The sequence below is a fragment of the Neisseria sp. P0006.S009 genome (assembly GCF_051962915.1).
Taxonomy (GTDB): domain Bacteria; phylum Pseudomonadota; class Gammaproteobacteria; order Burkholderiales; family Neisseriaceae; genus Neisseria; species Neisseria subflava_E.
In genome coordinates this window covers 86,389-108,178 of sequence record NZ_JBQCUV010000004.1, presented here as the reverse complement: position 1 = coordinate 108,178, position 21,790 = coordinate 86,389, and the positions used below count along the sequence as shown (strand labels likewise).

The 21,790-nt window shown below is 48.4% G+C and carries 22 protein-coding genes and 1 tRNA gene; 15 read left to right on the top strand and 8 right to left on the bottom strand.

What is annotated here, in order from left to right; translation table 11 throughout:
* Nucleotides 1–75: 75 nt before the first annotated feature.
* Nucleotides 76–636, bottom strand: a complete 561-nt coding sequence (locus ACTHTK_RS08255; protein ID WP_107723004.1) for a DUF3465 domain-containing protein — start codon at nucleotides 634–636, stop codon at nucleotides 76–78.
* Nucleotides 637–757: 121 nt separating this feature from the next.
* On the bottom strand, nucleotides 758–1,558 hold the full coding sequence (locus ACTHTK_RS08250) for a hypothetical protein (protein ID WP_440378149.1): 801 nt from the start codon (nucleotides 1,556–1,558) through the stop codon (nucleotides 758–760).
* A gap of 161 nt (nucleotides 1,559–1,719) precedes the next feature.
* Here ACTHTK_RS08250 and ACTHTK_RS08245 point away from each other — a divergent pair, with 161 nt between their 5' ends.
* The 3 genes from ACTHTK_RS08245 to ACTHTK_RS08235 all read left to right on the top strand — a co-directional run bounded on the left by ACTHTK_RS08245 (nucleotide 1,720) and on the right by ACTHTK_RS08235 (nucleotide 3,220).
* Nucleotides 1,720–1,971 (top strand): NGO1151 family protein, encoded by a 252-nt coding sequence (locus ACTHTK_RS08245; protein ID WP_003680526.1) that lies wholly within the window; start codon nucleotides 1,720–1,722, stop codon nucleotides 1,969–1,971.
* 76 nt (nucleotides 1,972–2,047) lie between these two features.
* Nucleotides 2,048–2,851 (top strand): basic amino acid ABC transporter substrate-binding protein, encoded by an 804-nt coding sequence (locus ACTHTK_RS08240; RefSeq protein ID WP_004521100.1) that lies wholly within the window; start codon nucleotides 2,048–2,050, stop codon nucleotides 2,849–2,851.
* 129 nt (nucleotides 2,852–2,980) lie between these two features.
* Nucleotides 2,981–3,220, top strand: coding sequence for a putative hemolysin (locus ACTHTK_RS08235; protein ID WP_107723002.1), 240 nt, complete (start codon nucleotides 2,981–2,983; stop codon nucleotides 3,218–3,220).
* A gap of 65 nt (nucleotides 3,221–3,285) precedes the next feature.
* Here ACTHTK_RS08235 and serS read toward each other — a convergent pair whose 3' ends face one another.
* Both serS and ACTHTK_RS08225 read right to left on the bottom strand, forming a co-directional pair.
* Nucleotides 3,286–4,581, bottom strand: coding sequence for a serine--tRNA ligase (gene serS / locus ACTHTK_RS08230; protein WP_440378148.1), 1,296 nt, complete (start codon nucleotides 4,579–4,581; stop codon nucleotides 3,286–3,288).
* 125 nt (nucleotides 4,582–4,706) lie between these two features.
* Nucleotides 4,707–4,782: transfer RNA gene (locus ACTHTK_RS08225), tRNA-Glu, on the bottom strand.
* A gap of 133 nt (nucleotides 4,783–4,915) precedes the next feature.
* Here ACTHTK_RS08225 and ACTHTK_RS08220 point away from each other — a divergent pair.
* From ACTHTK_RS08220 to dcd, 4 genes are all read left to right on the top strand, one after another.
* Entirely contained in the window at nucleotides 4,916–5,815 is a 900-nt protein-coding gene (locus ACTHTK_RS08220) for a recombination-associated protein RdgC (RefSeq protein WP_440378147.1), read from the top strand.
* 78 nt (nucleotides 5,816–5,893) lie between these two features.
* The gene (locus ACTHTK_RS08215) at nucleotides 5,894–6,676 is read left to right on the top strand and encodes an ADP-ribosylglycohydrolase family protein (RefSeq protein WP_440378377.1); all 783 of its coding nucleotides are present in this window, start codon (nucleotides 5,894–5,896) and stop codon (nucleotides 6,674–6,676) included.
* A gap of 22 nt (nucleotides 6,677–6,698) precedes the next feature.
* Entirely contained in the window at nucleotides 6,699–7,130 is a 432-nt protein-coding gene (locus ACTHTK_RS08210) for a hypothetical protein (protein WP_308880968.1), read from the top strand.
* A gap of 125 nt (nucleotides 7,131–7,255) precedes the next feature.
* Nucleotides 7,256–7,822: a dCTP deaminase gene (gene dcd / locus ACTHTK_RS08205; protein ID WP_003680541.1), complete on the top strand. Its 567-nt coding sequence runs from the start codon at nucleotides 7,256–7,258 to the stop codon at nucleotides 7,820–7,822.
* 55 nt (nucleotides 7,823–7,877) lie between these two features.
* Here the strand turns inward: dcd and ppsR are convergent, their stop codons facing one another.
* Entirely contained in the window at nucleotides 7,878–8,699 is an 822-nt protein-coding gene (ppsR, locus tag ACTHTK_RS08200; RefSeq protein WP_070588146.1) for a posphoenolpyruvate synthetase regulatory kinase/phosphorylase PpsR, read from the bottom strand.
* Nucleotides 8,700–9,116: 417 nt separating this feature from the next.
* Here ppsR and ppsA point away from each other — a divergent pair, with 417 nt between their 5' ends.
* The 5 genes from ppsA (at nucleotide 9,117) to ACTHTK_RS08175 (ending at nucleotide 14,601) form a co-directional block, all read left to right on the top strand.
* On the top strand, nucleotides 9,117–11,501 hold the full coding sequence (ppsA, locus tag ACTHTK_RS08195; RefSeq protein ID WP_440378146.1) for a phosphoenolpyruvate synthase: 2,385 nt from the start codon (nucleotides 9,117–9,119) through the stop codon (nucleotides 11,499–11,501).
* A gap of 270 nt (nucleotides 11,502–11,771) precedes the next feature.
* Nucleotides 11,772–12,476, top strand: coding sequence for a LysM peptidoglycan-binding domain-containing M23 family metallopeptidase (locus tag ACTHTK_RS08190; RefSeq protein ID WP_440378145.1), 705 nt, complete (start codon nucleotides 11,772–11,774; stop codon nucleotides 12,474–12,476).
* 172 nt (nucleotides 12,477–12,648) lie between these two features.
* Nucleotides 12,649–13,143 carry a hypothetical protein gene (locus tag ACTHTK_RS08185; protein WP_036491298.1) on the top strand — a complete coding sequence of 165 codons (495 nt, stop codon included), beginning with the start codon at nucleotides 12,649–12,651 and terminating at the stop codon, nucleotides 13,141–13,143.
* A gap of 192 nt (nucleotides 13,144–13,335) precedes the next feature.
* The gene (locus ACTHTK_RS08180) at nucleotides 13,336–14,295 is read left to right on the top strand and encodes a DnaJ C-terminal domain-containing protein (RefSeq protein WP_039862375.1); all 960 of its coding nucleotides are present in this window, start codon (nucleotides 13,336–13,338) and stop codon (nucleotides 14,293–14,295) included.
* A 15-nt stretch (nucleotides 14,296–14,310) separates the two neighbouring features.
* Nucleotides 14,311–14,601, top strand: coding sequence for a chaperone modulator CbpM (locus ACTHTK_RS08175; RefSeq protein WP_003747441.1), 291 nt, complete (start codon nucleotides 14,311–14,313; stop codon nucleotides 14,599–14,601).
* A 117-nt stretch (nucleotides 14,602–14,718) separates the two neighbouring features.
* Here ACTHTK_RS08175 and ACTHTK_RS08170 read toward each other — a convergent pair whose 3' ends face one another.
* Nucleotides 14,719–14,913, bottom strand: a complete 195-nt coding sequence (locus ACTHTK_RS08170) for a YbdD/YjiX family protein (RefSeq protein WP_003747442.1) — start codon at nucleotides 14,911–14,913, stop codon at nucleotides 14,719–14,721.
* A complete protein-coding gene (locus tag ACTHTK_RS08165) occupies nucleotides 14,903–16,984 on the bottom strand; it encodes a carbon starvation CstA family protein (RefSeq protein WP_107738029.1) in 2,082 nt (693 codons plus the stop codon). The genes ACTHTK_RS08170 and ACTHTK_RS08165 overlap by 11 nt, the downstream gene beginning before the upstream one ends.
* 330 nt (nucleotides 16,985–17,314) lie before the next feature.
* Between ACTHTK_RS08165 and ACTHTK_RS08160 the strand changes: the two genes are divergently transcribed.
* A complete protein-coding gene (locus ACTHTK_RS08160) occupies nucleotides 17,315–18,058 on the top strand; it encodes a pseudouridine synthase (protein WP_107722993.1) in 744 nt (247 codons plus the stop codon).
* A 59-nt stretch (nucleotides 18,059–18,117) separates the two neighbouring features.
* Here the strand turns inward: ACTHTK_RS08160 and alr are convergent, their stop codons facing one another.
* Nucleotides 18,118–19,176 carry an alanine racemase gene (gene alr, locus ACTHTK_RS08155; protein ID WP_070748124.1) on the bottom strand — a complete coding sequence of 353 codons (1,059 nt, stop codon included), beginning with the start codon at nucleotides 19,174–19,176 and terminating at the stop codon, nucleotides 18,118–18,120.
* A 216-nt stretch (nucleotides 19,177–19,392) separates the two neighbouring features.
* Between alr and ACTHTK_RS08150 the strand changes: the two genes are divergently transcribed.
* Both ACTHTK_RS08150 and ACTHTK_RS08145 read left to right on the top strand, forming a co-directional pair.
* Nucleotides 19,393–19,854 (top strand): winged helix-turn-helix transcriptional regulator, encoded by a 462-nt coding sequence (locus ACTHTK_RS08150; protein WP_079453694.1) that lies wholly within the window; start codon nucleotides 19,393–19,395, stop codon nucleotides 19,852–19,854.
* A 573-nt stretch (nucleotides 19,855–20,427) separates the two neighbouring features.
* Nucleotides 20,428–21,765 (top strand): GTPase/DUF3482 domain-containing protein, encoded by a 1,338-nt coding sequence (locus tag ACTHTK_RS08145; RefSeq protein ID WP_107722992.1) that lies wholly within the window; start codon nucleotides 20,428–20,430, stop codon nucleotides 21,763–21,765.
* Nucleotides 21,766–21,790: the final 25 nt, after the last annotated feature.

The window sequence follows — 21,790 nt, the reverse complement described above, 5'->3', positions numbered from 1 at the left end:
TTTTGCGCCGATTTCTACCATCTTTCAAGCCGAAGGCCGTGTTTCGGGCCGTCTGAAAAAACAGGAAAACCGTTTTTACTGATAAAGGCGGCCATCGTGTTTCAACCAGCCGTCAGTATGCCGGCCTGCCGGATCATGATGCGTCCAATGGATAACGCCGCCCTGCTCCGACCATTCATATTCACCGTAAAACGCTACTTTATCACCTTTTTTCAAGCCTTTGATTTTATCGGCCAAATCGATATTATGCGCCACCAAAAGCGTTTGACCGCTGGAAAGCTTCAAGATAAAGCGTTGATGGCGCGTGCCTTTGTTGTCATCCGGGAGGGTTTTCCATACCGTACCCTCGCCCTCAACCTGAATATCGCTTTGCTCGTTTTCAAACGCCTGTTTCAAAACCGCTTCGGCTGATTCTTTGCCTGAACCGATTTGCTGCTGAGCCGTATCGGCATTCTTTTTACCCGCATTATTTTGTTTTTGAACAGCTTCTATTTTCTGCTGATTCTGCGATTGTACCGGCTGCTTGTTTTGCATTTTGTTATAGGCAAATACGGCAACCAAAGCAATCAGCAATACAATGATTTTATTTTTATTCATAACAATCTCAAAAAAAATGCCCGATTCTGCATCGGGCATATCAACTATTTAGAAAGGATATTTATCACGAAAACGTGAGCCGCCATTATACACGCTTCGCAAAATTTTAAGGGAAATTTATGCCAAAGGCCGTCTGAAACTTTTCAGACGGCCCAGATACTCAACGGCGGTATTTCATTTCAGTCTTCATATCGTCCAAAATACGTTTGACGTTGTGTTCCAATACATCCTCCACCAAGCCCGGCGCCTGCTCGTTCAGCATTTGCTGCAACTGGTAAGTGAACAAGGCCATTTGTTTTTGCACGGCAATCCGAATCATGCCGTTGACTGCATCGGCCACATGGGGGCGCAAACGCTTAATCAGACGCTCGGTCAAATCTTTTTCAGAAACGCAGAATACTTCCCGACGGCCAATCGCCTGCGGGTTCAATACATTGATATGGACATTAATGGCCGGTTCTTTTTCAAGTCCGTCTGAAACCGCCTCTTCAGCCGCTTCCGTATCATCATTTTCCGGTTTTTCAGTTTCTTCCACTTCAGGCACATCAAAATCTACGGCACCTGATTTCGGATTCAGTCTGACGGTGCGGGTCGATTCGATATGACGCTCTGAAGCCGCGGCCTGCAATGCCGATTGCGCGCTCAACCAGTTATCCTGCAAAACCACCATTGCATCGGTTTCCACTGCTTCGCCATCGTCAGCCAAAGCAGTATTGTGTTCCAACTGCCAACGGTACAAATATTCTTCCAGCACTTTTTCACGATTGCCCGCATCCAATTTATATTCTTTTTTAGCCGCGGTTTTGGGCGCAGCTTCGACAGCGTCGTCCGATTTTTTGACCAATGGGGCATGAGTCGGCACGGTATTGAATTGTCGTGCCTGACGCAATCTTTCCAAGCGTTTTTCCCAATTCAGGTCTTCTTCCTCGAGGGCTGTGGGGTCAAGACGGTTGTTTTCCATAATAATCTCGTTTTTTCATTTTTATTGTGAACCGCATTCAAACAAAAAACGCTTGAACTGCGGCCGATGGTTGGACATATCCGGCAAGCCGGCGCAAGCGTCACATTTTAATATTAATTCACTATATAATCACTATTTTATTTAATACTCAAGGATACATCATGAGCAGCATCGAACAACGCCTCGAATATCTGGAAGAGGCCAACGACGCTTTGCGTATGCAAAACCACGTCCTCGCCACCGCACTCAAAGGCCTCATCCGCTCCCTGCCCTCCGACATGGCCAACGATGCCGTAGAATCCATCCAGCTTGCCTTTGAAGACGCGTTGGCGGAATTGAGCTATGAAGACAGTCCGCACACCGACCTCTTCCATGACGTAACCTACGCATTTTTCCGAGAAAAAGACCACTAATTTCAGCTAGTTTGTTCACAAAATTATGCTAAACTAAGATTTTATCCGTTAACATTTTATTAAGAAAGCACATATCATGAACATGAAAAAATGGCTGGCCACTGCCCTCGCTTGTTCCGCCCTTGCCCTGACTGCCTGCGGCGGTCAAAGCAACAATGCCTCTGCTCCTGCCGATAAAGTGTACCGTGTCGGCTCTAACGCCGAGTTTGCCCCATTTGAATCTTTGGATTCTGCCGGCAAAGTAGAAGGTTTTGACGTAGATTTGATGAATGCCATGGCCAAAGCCGGCAACTTCAAAGTCGAATTCAAACACCAGCCATGGGAAAGCCTCTTCCCTTCGCTGAACAACGGCGACGTGGACATCGTAATGTCCGGCGTAACCATCACTGACGACCGCAAACAAAGCATGCTCTTCAGCGACCCATACTTTGAAATCACCCAAGTCGTCCTCGTTCCGAAAGGCAAAAAAGTATCTTCTTCCGAAGACCTGAAAAACATGGCCAAAGTCGGCGTGGTAACCGGCTACACCGGCGACTTCTCCGTTTCCAAACTCTTGGGCAACGACAATCCGAAAATCGCCCGCTTTGAAAGCGTTCCCCTGATTATCAAAGAATTGGAAAACGGCGGTTTGGATTCCGTCGTCAGCGACAGCGCGGTTATTGCCAACTATGTGAAAAACAACCCGACTAAAGGCTTGGATTTCATCTCCCTGCCTGACTTCACCATCGAAAACTACGGTATCGCTGCACGCAAAGGCGACGAAGCAACCATCAAAATGTTGAACGATGCGCTGAAAAAAGTACGCGAAAGCGGCGAATACGATAAAATTTACGCCAAATACTTTGCTAAAGAAGGCGAAAAAACCGAAGCAGCCAAATAATCCGGTTTGACTTCTTAAACTAAAGGCCGTCTGAAAACTTTTCAGACGGCCTTTAATCTGGTTAACGCCATTAAACGCAAGCGTCCCCTATAATCCGCTTGTTTTTATCTTTCAAATGAAAGACACACCATGATCAAACCCATCATCCTCAGCCTCGCTGCCGCAACCGCTTTGGCCGCCTGCTCCGCTTCTGAAAAACAAGAATCTCCTAACCTCGGCGCAGCCAATCCGGCTTCCGAATTCTGCGTCAAACAAGGCGGCAAATCCGAAATCAAAAGAGACAAAGACGGCAACGAATACGGCGTGTGCCACTTGCCTGATGGTAAAGTCGTTGAAGAATGGGAATATTTCCGTCAACACAACAAATAATTACTCAATCATAGAAAAGGCCGTCTGAACCCAAGTTTCAGACGGCCTTTTCTTTTAAACAGCGATTATTTTACTTCCAATTTGGTCACGCCACCCATATACGGTTGCAACGCAGCAGGAACATTAATGCTGCCGTCGGCATTTTGATGGTTTTCCAATACCGCCACCAAAGTACGGCCGACAGCCAAGCCTGAGCCGTTCAAAGTATGTACCAAACGGTTTTTACCGTTTTCATCTTTGAAACGCGCTTTCATGCGGCGAGCTTGGAAATCTTCGCAGTTGGAGCAGCTGGAAATCTCACGATAAGTATTTTGCGCCGGAACCCAAACTTCCAAGTCGTAGGTTTTAGTTGCGCCGAAACCCATGTCGCCGGTACACAAAGTGATCACGCGGTATGGCAGTTCCAACGCTTTCAAAATATTTTCAGCGTGGCCGACCATTTCTTCCAGCGCTTCGTATGATTTTTCCGGGTGAACGATTTGCACCATTTCCACTTTGTCGAATTGGTGCTGGCGAATCAAACCGCGCACGTCTTTACCGTATGCGCCCGCTTCGGAGCGGAAACATGGGGAATGCGCAGTTAATTTCAACGGCAAATCACTGCCGGCCACGATGCTGTCGGCAACAGTATTCGTCAGCGTTACTTCGGCGGTCGGAATCAGATATTGCGTTTTTTTGCTCTCGTCGCCGCCGCGGGTAACGTGGAACAAATCTTCTGCAAATTTAGGCAGTTGACCCGTACCTTGCAGGGTCAGGTCATCCACAATGTAAGGCGTGTAATGTTCGGTATAGCCGTGTTTCAGCGTGTGCGTGTCCAGCATGAACTGAGCCAAAGCGCGATGCAGACGGGCGATTTGACCTTTCATCACGGTAAAGCGCGCGCCGGACAGTTTCGCACCGCCTTCAAAATCCAAGCCCAAAGGCTCACCCAAATCAACATGGTCTTTGATTTCAAAGTCAAATTCTCGCGGCGTGCCAACTTTGCGGACCTCAATGTTTTCAGTTTCGTCTTTACCGACAGGCACACTTTCGTGCGGCAGGTTCGGAATGGTCAACAACCATGCATCCAATTCTTTCTGAACCGCATCCAAATCAGCGGCAGCCTGCTCCAAATCCGCCTTGATTTGGGCAACCTGATCCATCGCAGCTTGAGCTTCTTCGTGTTTGCCTTGACCTTTCAACGCGCCGATTTGTTTGGAAATACTGTTGCGTGAAGCCTGCAACTCTTCTGTTTTCACTTGAACGGCTTTGCGTTGCTCTTCCAAAGCATTAAAACGTGCGATATCAAACTCGTAACCGCGGGCGGCCAAACGTTCGGCAACTGCGGCGGTATTGCTGCGGAGCAATTGGATGTCTAACATTGTTTTCTCTCGTTAAGATTCAGAATGGCATTATTGTAAACCAATTTAAAGATATTTTCACAGCGACAGGCCGTCTGAAAACAAAAAACGCCCCTACAAAAAGCAGGAGCGTTTTTTAAGAATTTTGGCACGCCCACGGGGATTCGAACCCCGGTTGCCGCCGTGAAAGGGCAGTGTCCTAGGCCTCTAGACGATGGGCGCGTAACCGAAGCGCGAACTATACAGAAAGCCTTTTCTTCTGTCAACGCCTTTACTGCTTTTTTAAAGATACTGCCGATTTCCGTATGTTATTTTCCCTGTATAATGCCGGTTTTAATAAAAAGGAAAACTCGCCATGTGGTTTAAGCAAATCAGTTTTTATCCGCTCAACAAAGACAAGTTGCCCGAATTGGAAGTCCTTGCCGACAAATTGGCGCAATCCGAATTTGCCCATTGTCAGGGTTTGGACTGGTTTAGCGAAGGCTTTGCCACGCCGGTTTCCTTTTCGCCCGAGCTGGTTTTCCCTGCCGATTACACTTGGCGCATTGCTTTGAAAAAAGAAGAAAAAGTCCTGCCTGCCGGCGTGATCCGCGATATTTTGGATGAAAAGGTTTTGGAAATCCAAAACAACGAAGCGCGCAATGTCGGCCGTAAGGAAAAACAAGAACTAAAAGAACAGATTACTGACGACCTGCTGCCCCGTGCCTTTACGCGCAGCAGCCGCACACAGGCGATTTTCGACACGCGCCACGGGTATCTTTTGGTCAACAATGCCGCATCTGCCAAAGCGGAAAATATCCTGACCAAACTGCGCGAAGCGTTGGGTGGTTTGGAAGCCGCCCTGCCCAACACCAAACAATCGCCCTCCTTCCTGATGACCAGCTGGCTGCTGCAAGGACACTGCGAAGGCGGTTTTGAATTGGACAGTGATTGCGAACTCAAAGGCGTAGGCGATGTTGTTCCGGTCGTCAAAGTTTCCAAACAAGATCTGACCGCCGATGAAGTGGTGCAACACGTCAAAAACGGCAAAACCGTTACCCAGCTGGGCTTGGTATGGCGTGAACAAATCGCGTTCATCCTCACTCAAGACTTTACGCTCAAACGCATCCAGTATCTGGACGTTTTGCAAGAAGAAGCCGAAAGCAACGGCGACGATGCCGCCAGCCTCGCCTTTGCCTCGCAAATCCTGATGACCGAAGCCATCAGCACCATGTTGGAAGAACTGGTTTCTTATTTAGGCGGCTGGCAAGAGTAATTTTTCAGACGGCCTTTTGATTGGGAAATATCAAAGGCCGTCTGAAATATAAATAGAAGTATCAGAAAGGATGTCATGATGTTGGGCGCAGTCATTGGCGATATTGCCGGATCACGATTCGAGTTTGACAACTACCGTCACACCGATTTTGACATTTTCAACCGCTACAGCGACTTTACCGACGACACGATTTGCACTGTTGCCATTGCCGATTGGGTTTTACAAGGCTGCATCGATAATTTGGCCTCTATTTTGCAAGGATGGTGTAGGGCATATCCCTGCCCTAAAGGCGCATATGGCGGCCGCTTTTCACAATGGATAGAATGGGAAGATCCAGAACCTTATAATAGCTGGGGCAACGGCTCGGCCATGCGTGTTTCTGCCGTTGGTTGGGCATTTGCCACATTGGAAGAAACCCTGCATTTTGCCGAACAATCCGCCGCCGTAACGCACAACCACCCGGAAGGTATTAAAGGCGCGCAAGCCGTAGCTGCCGCCATTTTTTGGGCGCGTATCGGTATAGGCAAAGCGCAAATCAAAGAAAACATTACACGACAATTCGGCTACGACTTTAGCCAAAGTTGCGACCAAATCCGCCCGCATTATCATTTCAACGAAAGCTGTCAGGAAACCGTACCTCAAGCGGTTACCGCCTTTCTTGAAAGCGATGATTTTGAACACGCCATCCGACTGGCAGTTTCCTTGGGCGGAGACAGTGATACCTTGGCGGCCATTACCGGCAGTATTGCCGAAGCCTGCTATGGTATCCCTACATCTATGCGCGAACACGCTTTAGCCATATTGCCACGCCGTATTGCTGAAACCCTGCTGACTTTTGAATCCCAATATCAGGCCGTCTGAAACTGCCTGCAAAAAGGAATGAATGATGAAATACCTCGCCCTACTCCCTATCGCCTTCATGCTGGGTACGCCTGCCATTGCTGAAACCATCAATCCTTATCAGGAAAAAGGTTGCGCTTATGATGGCGATGTCGGCAAAGATGGTAAACCATCCGGCAAAGGTACATGGAAATGCCAAGACGGCCGCAGCTATGTCGGAGCCTTTAAAGACGGCAAATTTGACGGTAAAGGCGTATATACCGTTTCCAGCAACAGCGAAACCTTTATCGAACCTTTCTCCTCCAACAGCGCCAAATTACGTAATATGACGCTGGAAGGCATGTTCAAAAAAGGTAGGGCGCACGGAAACTTTACCGCCTCCCAAAACGGCACACCCGTCTTCATCATGAAATGCGAAGACGGTATGATTAAAGAAGTCAAACTGCCTAAGAAATCTGCTTCCAAAACCAAATAAACAGCCTTTCAGACGGCCTTATCCAGCTTTTAGGCCGTCTGAAACATCAATGAACAAGCCCGCCTAAAGGCTGTCGTGTTGATTTTAAAGAATTTCCAAACAACCCTTACCCCAGGACAACCACCATGAGCATTAAATCCGACAAATGGATACGCCGCATGGCCGAAGAACACGGCATGATTGAGCCGTTCGAGCCCAACCAAATCAAAGAGGCCAACGGCCAACGCATCATTTCCTACGGCACATCCAGCTACGGCTACGACATCCGTTGTGCTAATGAATTTAAAATCTTCACCAATATCAACAGCACCATCGTTGATCCAAAAAACTTCGACCCAAAAAACTTCGTTACAGTCGAAGACGACTGTTGCATCATTCCGCCCAACTCCTTTGCACTGGCGCGCACAGTCGAATATTTCCGCATCCCGCGCAACGTCCTGACCGTCTGCTTGGGCAAATCCACCTACGCACGCTGCGGCATCATCGTTAACGTTACCCCGTTCGAGCCTGAGTGGGAAGGCTACGTTACGCTTGAGTTTTCCAACACTACCCCCCTGCCTGCCAAAATCTATGCCGGCGAAGGCGTGGCTCAAGTCTTGTTCTTTGAAAGCGATGAAGTCTGCGAAACTTCATACAAAGACCGCAACGGCAAATACATGGGACAAACCGGTGTTACCCTGCCTAAGACTTAATACACAAAATAAAAAAAGGCCGTCTGAAATTTCAGACGGCCTTTTATCATTTCATTTAGAAACGGCGTTTCAACTTACATGCCTGCAAGATATGAACGGCGAGTTCTTCCACAGATTTATCCGTTGTATTGGTAAACGGCACTCCGTGGCGTTTGAACATATTTTGCGCATCGGCAATCTCGCTGCGGCAAGTATCGATTTTGGCATAAGTCGAATTAGGACGGCGCTCATGACGGATAGCCTGCAGACGCTCAGGCTGAATGGTCAAGCCGAACAGCTTGTCTTTATAAGGTTTGACCATACGCGGCAAATCAGTCGATTCCAAATCATCGGGAATCAATGGATAGTTTGCGGCGCGGATACCGTATTGCAGGGCCAGATAGAGACAGGTCGGCGTTTTGCCCGAACGGGACACGCCCATCAAAATCACATCCGCCTCCTGCAGGTTTTTATCGCTGACACCGTCATCATGATTCAGTGAAAAATTGACCGCCTCCATACGCGCATCATAGCGTTGGGTATTGCCGATACTGTGGTGCCCCTGCCGGGCGGCAACCGCCTCCGTATTGAGTTCCTTTTCCAAAAGACCGAGAAAGGTTTCAAAGAAATTAATATGGAACGCATTGGCTTTCTTGATGATTTCACGGATTTCGTCATTGACCACACTGACAAAAGCAATCGGACGCACGCCGAATTTTTCAGCTGACTGGTTGACTTTGTCTACAACAGCACGCGCTTTTTCAGGCGTATCGATAAACGGATAAGTATGGCGTTTGAACTCAACATTGCCAAATTGGTTCAGCAAGGCTTCACCGATATTTTCAGCGGTCAGGCCGGTTCGGTCGGAAATATAGAAGACTTGGCGTGGATCAGTCATAATGAATCCTCTTGAGGGTAACGTTTCAGACGGCAATCATAGCAGTTACAGCCTTTGCAATAAAGCGATTCCCGACAGATTACACAGGATTACAACAAATTTGAACAATTTTTAAATTGGCACAAAATTTTATTTTTTGCTATTTTGTAGAATTTTATTCTAAAATTGTAAAATAAATCTTGTTTATCAAATTTATTAACTTATTTTGTTTTCCATATTTAACAAGAAGATAACACGTAAAAACATGAATCTGATATTCACATTTCAGAAGGCTACACGCCTGAAAAGCACAATATCACAGACGAATTTGTGATTTTTAAAAAGATAAAACACATGACAGCCATCAAACGAATGGCTACAATAAGCAGGCGGATTTGTTTCTTTTTTAACATTTTTTGGATTGGATTGGACACACAAATGGCCGAAAACTACGTTATTTGGTTTGAAAACCTGCGTATGACTGACGTTGAGCGAGTGGGCGGTAAAAATGCCTCTTTGGGCGAAATGATCAGCCAACTGACTGAAAAAGGCGTGCGCGTTCCCGGCGGTTTTGCAACCACAGCCGAAGCTTATCGTGCTTTCCTGGCTCACAATGGTCTGAGCGAGCGTATTTCCGAAGCCCTGAAACAACTGGATGTTGAAGACGTTGCTGAATTGGCACGCGTGGGTAAAGAAATCCGTCAATGGATTTTGGATACCCCGTTCCCTGAGCAGCTGGATGCTGAAATCGAAACAGCTTGGAACAAAATGGTTGCCGATGCCGGCGGTGCGGACATTTCCGTTGCCGTACGTTCTTCCGCAACAGCAGAAGACTTGCCGGACGCTTCTTTTGCCGGCCAACAAGAAACCTTCCTGAATATCAACGGCTTGGATAACGTTAAAGAAGCAATGCACCATGTATTCGCTTCCCTGTACAACGACCGTGCCATTTCTTACCGTGTCCACAAAGGCTTCGAACACGACATCGTTGCCCTTTCTGCCGGCGTACAACGCATGGTGCGCTCTGACAGCGGTGCCTCCGGTGTGATGTTCACCATCGATACCGAATCCGGTTACGACCAAGTCGTTTTCGTTACCTCTTCTTACGGCTTGGGCGAAAACGTCGTACAAGGCGCGGTAAACCCTGACGAATTCTATGTATTCAAACCTACTTTGAAAGCAGGCAAACCGGCTATCCTGCGCAAAACCATGGGTTCGAAACAAATCAAAATGATCTTTACCGATAAAGCCGAAGCCGGTAAATCTGTAACCAACGTTGATGTACCTGCAGAAGACCGTCAACGCTTCTCTATTACCGACGCCGAAGTAACCGAGTTGGCTCATTACGCGCTGACCATCGAAAAACACTACGGCCGCCCAATGGACATCGAATGGGGCCGCGACGGTTTGGACGGCAAACTCTACATCCTGCAAGCCCGTCCTGAGACCGTTAAATCCCAAGAAGACAGCAGCCGCAACCTGCGCCGCTTCTCTATCAACGGCGAAAAAGTTGTCTTGTGCGAAGGCCGTGCCATCGGTCAAAAAGTCGGCCAAGGCAAAGTACGCCTGGTGAAAGATGCTTCCGAGATGGATTCCGTTGAAGCAGGCGACGTACTCGTTACCGACATGACCGACCCGGATTGGGAACCGGTGATGAAACGTGCTTCTGCCATCGTGACCAACCGTGGCGGCCGTACCTGCCACGCAGCGATTATCGCGCGTGAATTGGGTATTCCGGCTGTTGTAGGTTGTGGCGATGCTACCGATCTGCTTTCAGACGGCCAAGAAGTTACCGTATCTTGTGCCGAAGGCGATACCGGCTTCATCTACTCCGGCCTGCTGGACGTACAAGTTACCGATGTTGCTTTGGACAACATGCCTAAAGCCCCTGTCAAAGTGATGATGAACGTTGGTAACCCTGAATTGGCATTCAGCTTCGCCAACCTGCCTAGCGAAGGTATCGGCTTGGCGCGTATGGAATTCATCATCAACCGTCAAATCGGTATCCACCCTAAAGCCTTGTTGGAATTTGACAAACAAGACGACGAGTTGAAAGCTGAAATTACCCGCCGCATCGCCGGCTACGCTTCTCCTGTTGACTTCTATGTCGATAAAATCGCGGAAGGTGTGGCAACTTTGGCTGCTTCGGTTTATCCACGCAAAACCATCGTTCGTATGTCTGACTTCAAATCCAACGAGTACGCTAACTTGGTGGGTGGCAGCATCTACGAACCTCACGAAGAAAACCCAATGTTGGGCTTCCGTGGTGCAGCGCGTTATGTAGCCGATAACTTCAAAGACTGCTTCGCACTCGAGTGTAAAGCCTTGAAACGCGTTCGCGATGAAATGGGTTTGACCAACGTCGAAATCATGATTCCGTTCGTCCGCACGTTGGGCGAAGCCGAAGCCGTCGTCAAAGCCTTGAAAGAAAACGGTTTGGAACGCGGCAAAAACGGCCTGCGCCTGATCATGATGTGCGAGTTGCCAAGCAACGCTGTATTGGCAGAACAATTCCTGCAATACTTCGACGGCTTCTCCATCGGCTCTAACGACATGACCCAGCTGACCCTCGGTCTTGACCGTGACAGCGGTTTGGTATCCGACTCCTTCGACGAGCGCAACCCTGCCGTTAAAGTAATGTTGCACTTGGCAATCTCTGCTTGCCGCAAACAAAACAAATACGTCGGTATTTGCGGTCAAGGCCCATCAGACCATCCGGACTTCGCCAAATGGCTGGTTGAAGAAGGTATCGAGAGTGTATCGCTCAACCCTGATACCGTCATTGAAACTTGGCTGTATCTGGCTAACGAATTGAACAAATAAGTTCGATGAGACAAAAATCCCCTGCCCGTTTATCCTGGCAGGGGATTTTTATTGCCTTATTCAATGCCGTCTGAAAAAACTTTCACTTTCTTTTACCTTACTGAAAAAGTCCTTTATCATCAAAATGATAAAAAAATATGCTGCTATATCCAAAAATTTTCAATGTTAAGATACTGCCTTTCTGTATTTTATCCCATGCCTTTTGAGTGAACCTTTTTTCACTCTTCCTATCTATCATACACAGCATAACGATACATTTCGAAACAACCCATGAATACAACCTTTATTTCCACCTTTCAGACGGCCTTGAAACGTCTGGTACTCATCAGCACCATTGCCGTCTTAGCAGCCTGCGCCGGCAACAACACTTCTTCCAACCGCGCCGTACCCGACGGCTACTACAAAGTCCGCCCCGGCGATACCCTGACCCAAATCGCCAAACGCTACGGACAAAACGTCAATACACTGGTTGCATGGAACAACCTTCCCAACGCCTCACAAATCGAAGTCGGCCAAGTATTGCGCGTCCGCCGTCATGTTGCCTCCCGCAATACTGCTACGCAGCAACGCCAAGCAACCGCCGCTACCCCGATCAACCGGTTAAGCTTGCAATGGCCGACCGATAACGCCTCATCCTCCATTATCCAACGCTACAACGGCACAACCAGCAAAGGCATAGATATTGCGGGCACGCAAGGCCAACAAATCCGTTCTGCCGCAGCCGGTACCGTCATCTACGTTGGCGAAGAAGTCCGCGGCTACGGCAAGCTGATTTTAATCAGCCACAACGACTACACCATTACCGCCTACGCCCATAACGACACGCTTTTGGTACAAAAAGATCAAAAAGTCCAAGCAGGTCAAGTTATCGCCACCATGGGCAGCAGCGATTCAGACAGCGTCAAGCTGCATTTTGAAGTTCGTCTAAACGGCAAAGCAGTCGATCCCCTGCCTTATTTGACTAGAACAAATTAATACCTCAATCAAAAGGCCGCCTGAAATAACTTTATTTCAGACGGCCTTTTGATTTGTCTTACCATAACACCCATCTCAACAAAGCATTGGCCAACTTAACTTATGTTGATTGAGTGAAAACACCGTTATACAATAACAACTCTTTTTAACATTCTATTTTAGGTGCCCTACTATGTCTCCTAACCGCATCCTTGCAACCGCATTCTTGTTTGCTTCTGCATTTGCCAGCGCAGATGTTCATATTGATGAAAGCATCCCTTACCGTCATGCAGAAGAAATCGATACCCGTATCGTTTCCGAATGTTTACAAATAGGCAACGTCATGTCCAAATCTTTGCAAGAAACTGCAGCCAAAAGTGATGTAACTATTGTCCGTGACGGTAAAAAACAAGGCACATACGCAGATATCTCCATTACTTCCGCCATGAGCGCAGGCGTAGCCTTTGTCGGCCACGCCAAAAGTATTACAGCCGTTGCCACTTTGTATGTTGATGGCGAAGAAGTCAATAAAAAAACCTTTACCCGCAATTCTTCCGGTGGCATGCTCGGTGTTTATAAAAGCTCTTGTGCAGTCTTAAATCGCACTTCTAAAGTCTTGGGTTCAGATATTGCTCAATGGATTGTTAGCGAACAAAAAACGCTCAAGACAAATAAAACCCCAATTTGATAAAGGCCGTCTGACAAACCGTATTTCAGACGGCCTTTATATTTTCTATTTCTCTAGAAACAAAGAAATAAATTATCCATTAATCATTGTCAGAAATAGAGAATTTTATTTTCAACGCCCTTGATTTTAGAATATCTACCCTCAATTATTAAAACTATAAGAATTTTGTATATGAGCAGTCAAAGGAATAACATGGCAGAAAAAAACTATTATGAAATACTAGGCGTTGCCAAAGATGCGGATGAGGCCGAAATCAAAAAAGCCTACCGAAAACTGGTGCGCAAATACCACCCCGATGTCAGCAAAGAACCTGACGCAGCCGAACGTACGGTAGAAATCAACCGTGCCTACGAAACGCTTTCCGACAAAGAAAAGCGGGCCGAATACGATGAAATGTTGGCTAATCCTTACGGACGCAGCGCCGGAGGCAATCCGTTCGGTCAAGGCGGCAATCCGTTTGGCAATGGATTTAACGGCGGCGGCTTCCGCTATGAACGTCATGAAGGCGAGCCGTTCGGAGCGGGAGATTTCAATTTTGAAGATCTGTTTTCATCATTCCGCCAATCCCACACTCGTTCCGAGCAACCCCGCGGCCCAATAAAAGGCGAGGATCAACATGCTGAATTGAGTATTGATATTTATGCAGCGTATGTTGGCGCAGAACGTAGCATGACTTTGAATGTGCCGACTCTAGACGAATACGGACGTGCGGTTTATCAAAATAAAACCCTCAACGTCAAAATCCCCAAAGGCATTGCAGAAGGCCAACAAATCCGTTTGGCCGGCCAAGGTTTGCCGGGATATAACGGTGGAGAAAACGGTGATTTGTACTTAAAAATCAAGTTCCACGACCAACCTGATTTATACGTCAAAAATAGGAAAGACGTATATCAAACAATAGATGTCAAACCTTGGGAAGCCGTATTGGGCGGCAAAATCATCGTCCCTACCGCATCAGGCCGCTTACAGGTCAATCTGCCTGCCAACAGCCAAAGCGGTAAAAGCATCCGCCTCAAAGGCAAAGGTATTCCTGCAAAAGAAGCCGGAGACCTTTATCTCAATATCCGCATTAATGTTCCGCCAGTAGAGAGCGAAGCCGACCGTGCCGCATGGGAAAAATTGGCCGAACACTTTGCCGCGAAACAAGCATAAGAGAAAGGATAAATTATGATTCAGTCCTCCGATGTTACCCTTACTTTTGAAGAAATTGTTGCCGCCAGCCGCTGCCGTCGTGATTGGCTGTTGGAACTTATAGCAGAAGACATCATCAGCATCGATGGTGCGCCCGAAAAAAGCACCTTCAGTGGTTTTCATCTTGCCCGCATCCGTCGCGCACAACGCTTAAGCCGTGATTTTGAAGCCGGCATTCCCGCATTGGGGCTGATTATGCGGCTCTTGGACGAGGTGGAAGAACTCAGAAAAATACAGCGTCCGCTGGTACTGCTCGAAGAAGAGTAAATATTAGCAAGTTGTTCGCTTAAATATTGATGGCAAGACAAAATCTTTGATGTTTATTGATATTCCATAATAAAAGGCCGTCTGAAAGTATTTTCAGACGGCCTTTTTATGCCTTCATTAACAACAGCGTCCGCCGTTGCCGCCGCAACGGCGTTTGCGGCAGTAGTCTTGGAATTGCAGCTCGGTCATGACCGGCGCATTGGGATTATGTTTGCGCTGACGGGCAACGTAGTTTTCATAATCCGGGACACCGGCCATCAAGTTTGCTGTCAACTTGATGGTTTTCCACCAAGATGCGAGCTTATGCTTCATGCTGAGCCTCCGGCTGTTTACCGTCGCGATACACTGCTGGAATTTCTTTAGCAGTTGGCCAGCCGACTTTGCGGGCTTTCATGGCGGTACGGAAACCGTACACGGCGACAATCACGACAACTGCCAAGAACAAAGCGGTCAAACCGGCATTGATTTGGTCGTTGAAGATGATTTGTGACATTTCGCCAATGTCTTTAGCCGGGGCAAGGACTTCGCCTGAAGCCAAGGCATCGCGGTATTTGCCTGCGTGAGCCAAGAAGCTGACGCGTGGGTCGCTGTGGAACAGTTTTTGCAAACCGGCATAGCAGGTTACGAACAATACGCCGACAGCAGGAACCAAGGTTACCCACACATAGCGGTCGCGTTTCATTTTCACCAATACAACGGTACACATAATCAACGCTACGCCTGCCAGCATTTGGTTGGCGATACCGAACAGAGGCCAGAGCGAGTTAATGCCGCCCAGAGGGTCGGTTACGCCGGTATAGAGGAAGTAACCCCACAATGCCACGGCAAAGAATGTGGCAACCAGGTTGGCAGGGATAGAGTCGGTGTTACCGAATGGTTTGTAGAAGATACTGCCCAAGTCTTGGATCATGAAACGGGCTACGCGCGTACCGGCGTCAACGGCGGTCAGGATGAACAAGGCTTCAAACAGCAAGGCAAAGTGATACCAGAACGCCATCATGGCTTCGCCCGGAATCAGACGGCTCATGATGTGCGCCATACCGACTGCGAGGGTTGGCGCGCCGCCGGCACGGGACAGAATGGTGTTTTCGCCCACTTCTTTAGCAGTGTGCAACAAGGTTGCGGCATCAACAGGGAAATTCAGTTTAGTGGTAATGACTTCGGCAGCCGTGTTGGCATCTGTACCAATCAGTGCAGCCGGGCTGTTCATCGCGAAGTACACGCCTGGCTCAAGCGAAGCGGCGGCAGCCAGCGCCATAATGGCCACAAAGCTTTCCATAATCATGCCGCCGTAACCGATCATGCGGACGTGGGTTTCGTTTTCCACCATTTTTGGTGTGGTACCGGAAGAAATCAGCGCATGGAAGCCTGAAACCGCACCACAAGCAATAGTAATGAACAAGAATGGGAACAATGCACCGGAGAATACTGGGCCTGAACCATCAATAAAGTGGGTAACTGCAGGCATTTGCAGGGTTGGGTTAACAATAACGATACCCAAAGCCAAAGCTGCAATCGTACCGATTTTCAGGAAGGTAGACAGATAGTCGCGTGGAGTCAGTAAGAGCCAAACCGGCAATACGGAAGCCACGAAACCGTAAATCATAATCGCCCAAGTCAGCTGAATGCCGTCAAGGTCGAACCAATGGCCGAAGGAACTGCGGGCAACATCTTCACCGTAAATCACGGCCAACATCAGCAAAATAAAGCCGACGATTGAAATCTCGCCGATTTTGCCCGGACGGATATAACGGGTGTAGATACCCATAAACAGGGCAATCGGCATGGTTGCTGCGATGGTGAACGTACCCCAAGGGCTGTGAACCAATGCTTTCACAACAATCAGCGCCAACACCGCCATAATGATGACCATAATCATCAAAATACCGATGGATGCAATCACGCCGGGGACGGTACCGAGTTCTTGTTTCACGATATCGCCCAAAGACTTACCGTCACGGCGCATAGAAACAAACAGTACCATCATATCCTGTACGGCACCGGCAAATACCACGCCGAAGATAATCCACAAAGTACCGGGCAGATAACCCATTTGCGCTGCCAATACAGGACCAACCAGAGGGCCTGCGCCGGCAATAGCGGCAAAGTGGTGGCCGAACAGTACGCCTTTATGTGTGGGAACATAGTCCAAGCCGTCATTGTGGCGTTCTGCCGGAGTCAGACGGTTAGGATCAAGCTGCATCACACGGTTGGCAATGTAAAGACTGTAGAAACGGTAGGCAATGCAGTATACCGAAATGGCGGCCGTAACCATCCAAATCGCACTGACTTGCTCGCCACGGCTGAGAGCTAAAGTAGTAAAGGAGGCCAAGCCTACCAAAACCACAATGCCCCAGATCAAAAATGATTTGAGCGATTTCATTGATTTATCCTTAAAACGTGATGCACCAAGGCTTGCTTTAGCGACAAACTGCCTTAATGCGCTTCAGAAAGACCAGTCATTATAGTCTTCATGATTTCATGAGTGAAATGTCATTTCAACCCCAATTCGACTGAAAACAAAATGATTAGTTCGTCCGTAAGGTTAACACAAACAGACAATATACCCTTCATTTTTTACTTCAAAACTAAATATTCCTTAACATATAACAAACGAAAGGCCGTCTGAAAAACCAAATATTCAGTTTTCAGACGGCCTGACAAACGGTCAATGCTATAATCCGACATTCCTATTTCTCTATATTGCCGTACCATGCAAAACAACGATTCCGAAACCATGCGCCTCTCCAAACGCATGGCGCAATTAGGCTTATGCTCGCGCCGCGAGGCAGACAGCTATATCGAGCAAGGCTGGGTCAAAGTCAACGGCCAAACCGCCGTACTCGGTCAAAAAGTCACCGATCGCGACCGTATCGACCTCAACAAACAAGCCCATGAAAAACAAGCCGCGCGCGTAACCATCCTTCTGAACAAACCCGTCGGCTACGTCAGCGCGCAGGCAGAAAAAGGCTATAAATCCGCCGCCGAACTCATTACCGCCGAAAACCACTGGGAAGGCGACGACAGTCGTATCCCTTTCAGCGAAAAGCACAAATTCGGCTTAGCCCCTGCCGGCCGCTTGGACATTGACTCCGTCGGATTGTTGGTGCTCACCCAGGACGGCCGCATTGCCAAACAGCTGATTGGCGAAAACAGCAGCAGCGAAAAAGAATACCTCGTCCGCGTCCGTGGCAAACTGGACGACAAAGGCCTTGCCCTGCTCAACCACGGCTTGAGTTTGGACGGAGAAAAATTGCGCCCCGCCAAAGTCGAATGGCAAAACGAAGACCAGTTACGCTTTATTTTGCGACAAGGCAAAAAACGCCAAATCCGCCGCATGTGCGAACTGGTCGGCCTGCGCGTCGTCGGTTTGAAACGCATCCGCATGGGCAAAGTCAAACTCGGTAGACTGCCGCCGGGCAAATGGCGTTATTTACGCGCTGACGAATCGTTTTAATTGCAGATAACAAAAAGGCCGTCTGAAAACACATTTCAGACGGCCTGATCTTTGACTGCTTACTCGATATAAGTGAACTTCGCACGTTTGATATTGCAAAGGATTTCGTACGGAATCATACCGGCAACTTCGGAAACTTCATTGATATTAATCACATCGCCCCAAAGCTCGACTTCCGCGCCCAAGCCCTCTTTCGAGGCTTCCAGCTCAACCGTAATCATATCCATAGATACCCTGCCGATAATACGGCTGCGTTTGCCATCCACCGCCACAGGGGAATTAGTGGAAGCGCGACGCGGATAGCCGTCGGCATAGCCGCAGGCAATCAAACCGACACGGGTAGATTTGCTGGTGTAGAACGTTGCGCCGTAACCAATCGGAGAATGCGGTTGCAACACACGCTCGCCGAAAACGCGGGAAGTCAGACGCATAACAGGTTTCAAACGCTCATCCACACCGCCGAAAGGCGAAATACCATATAAGGCCAGACCGGCACGACCCCAATCGCGGCGCGCTTCAGGCACGTTCAAAATCGCGGCGGAATTGGCCAAGCTCTCTTCGCCTTCCAAACCCTCACACGCCAAATCAAACGCTTCAAGCTGCATTTCGGTCATACCGTTTTCCGGCTCGTCCGCGCAGGCAAAATGGCTGAATTTCACAATGTTTTCAACCGATTCGGATTGTTTCAATGCAGTATAGGCGGCGGCATAATTGTGAGGAAAGAAACCGGCACGGTGCATACCTGAGTCCATTTTCAGCCATACGGTTGTCGGACGTTGCCACTCATGATGCACAAATGTCTCCAACTGCCATTGGCTACCGATTGCCGGCCACAAATCATAACGGTCAACATCCGCATATTCCGCAGCCTCAAACACGCCTTCCAACAAAACAATCGGATTTTTAATGCCGTTTTGACGCAATTCCACGCCTTCATCTACCGTTGCCACCGCAAAGCCGTCGGCAATATCCGCCAACGCGTGTGCACATCTGACCGCACCATGCCCGTAAGCATCGGCCTTAATCACAGCCAGTAATTTATTGCCATGCAACTCTTTGAGAAAACGATAATTTTGACGTAAATTATCCAAACGGATTTGCGCATTGAGCGGACGCATAATGTATTCCTCTTATTGGCATTCCGTTTCAGACGGCCTGCCCTATTACTTTGAAGTAAATATTATAGGTCAAAAACTACACAGGATTCCATGAAATACACAAGATTAATCTATTCATAATCTAGAAATCATGCGCGCCTTTAGGCATTTATGCTTCTTCTCAGCCTGTTTTAAGGTTATGATTCAATCCAAATGAAAACGACAGACATCAAGGCCATGAAAGAACTCGACAAAACCGACTTAAAAATTCTCAAGCTCCTACAACAAAACGCACGTATCCCCATGACCGAATTGGCTGAAAAAGTCGGCCTCTCCACCACGCCGGTAACCGAACGCGTCCGCCGCTTGGAACGCGACAACCTTATTACCGGCTATCACGCCCATCTGAATCCTCATGCTTTAGGCCAAAGCCTCCTGGTCTTTGTCGAGCTAAAACTGCGTTCCAAATCCGGCAATATTTTTGAAGACTTCAAACGCGAAGTGCTGAAGATTCCGCAAATTCTGGAATGCCACTTAGTCTCCGGCGAATACGACTACCTTATCAAAGTCCGCCTGCCCAATATGTCCGCCTATCGCGATATGCTCGGCAATATCCTGCTGCAACTGCCGGCTGCGTCCGAAAGCCGCAGCTATGTTGTCATGGAAGAAGTCAAAGAAGAAGTAGTATTAGACATCTAATTCTATTCAACACACAAAGGCCGTCTGAAAGATTACAACATTCAGACGGCCTTTATTTTAAATGAGCAAAAAAATGCACACATCCGACAGAATGTGTGCCAAGTCTACAAAGGAGAAATAGAGGAGAAACTATTAACTGACTACTCGAACCAGCTAACGAAACGAATTATGCAACAAGATATTCAACCGCGCAAGTATTTTTCTTGTAAAGTTTCTTAATTATTCAATTAACAGATTTTAAATGTAATCATGTTTCAATGCAGATAAAAAAATGCGCATACCGTTTCGATATGCGCCAAGTCTACAAAGGAGAAATAGAGGAGAAAAATCAAGCTGCATCAAGCAACTCAACGGCGCGAATTATCCTTGTCTTCTACCCTCCTGTCAACTGTTTCCCCATCTATTTTCAAGTATTTTGCTAAAAAACAACAAAGTCGCTATCCCCCTATTTTTCTTGCTATTTTCGCCCATATATAAAAAGAATTTAGGGCCGTCTGAAACATATATTGCCACTAAAGATAAACGGCTCCATACTCACACATTCATAGTCCATATCAACCCAACCCAAAGACCATGACCACCCCACTTTCCCTTGCCGTCGTCGGCCATACCAACACAGGCAAAACCTCGCTCTTACGTACGCTTTTGCGCGACAGCACCTTCGGTGAAGTAAAAAACGCGCCCTCTACCACACGCCATGTCGAAGAAGCCCTCATCAACGACGGCGACGACAGCTTGGTTTATCTCTACGACACCCCCGGCCTTGAAGATGCCGGCGGCGTGTTGGACTGGCTGGAAACCCACACATCCGCACGCGATGACGGTATTGAGCGCATTCAGCAATTCCTCAGCAATCATGAAGCGCATCACGAATTCAACCAAGAGGCCAAAGTGCTGCGCCAAGTCATGCAAAGCGATATGGCCATGTACGTCATCGATGCGCGGGAACCCGTCCTCGACAAATACAAAGACGAGCTGACTATTTTGTCTTGGTGCGCCAAGCCCATCATGCCCGTGTTCAACTTCACCCAAAATCAAGACCTGACCGCTTGGACCAATATGCTCGCCCGCAGAAACCTGCATGTTTACGCCGGTTTCGATACCGTTGCCTTCGACTTTGAAGGCGAAATCCGATTGTGGGACAACCTTGCCACCATGTTACCTAAGCGCGACATCCTCGACCGCCTCATCAATATGCGCCGTCGCGAGTGGCAACGGCTGGATACGGAAGCGCGCCGTGAAATTGCTGATTTTCTGCTGGATGCCGCCGCATTCACCCAAGAAATTGCCGAAAACGACGACCCTGCCCCGACTTTGGAAGTCATGCAATCGGAAATCCGCCAACTTGAGCGGCAAATGCAACAACGCCTGTTCACACTTTACCGCTTCTATCACGACGAAGTCGGCAGCGACAGCACATGGATGCCCAAAGCCTTCAAACAAGATCCGTTTGACAGCGAGTTGCTCAAACATTACGGCATCCGTACCGGTACCGGCGCAACCGCAGGCGCGCTCATCGGCTTAGGCTTAGACATTGCCACGCTTGGCGGCTCGCTTGGTTTGGGTACCGCCATCGGCGGACTGTTGGGCGGCATTTTGCCCAATGCCCAAGACATCACCGACAAAATCAACGGCCGACAAACCCTGCATACCGATCCGGAAACCCTTACCCTGCTCGCCGCACGCGCACTGGATTTGTTGCACGTCTTGCAAACGCGCGGCCATGCGGCTCAATCTCATATCGAGCTAAAAGAACGCAAAGCGCCATGGAATGCAGCCAAACTGCCAAGCGAACTCAACAAAGCGCGCAGCAACCGCAAATGGTCTTCGCTCAATACACACCAGCCCGAAGCCAGCCGTAACGAACGCGCAGCCTATGTCGCCACTTTAAGCGAGAAATTAAAAGCTTAGAATTGCCGCATAACAAAAAGGCCGT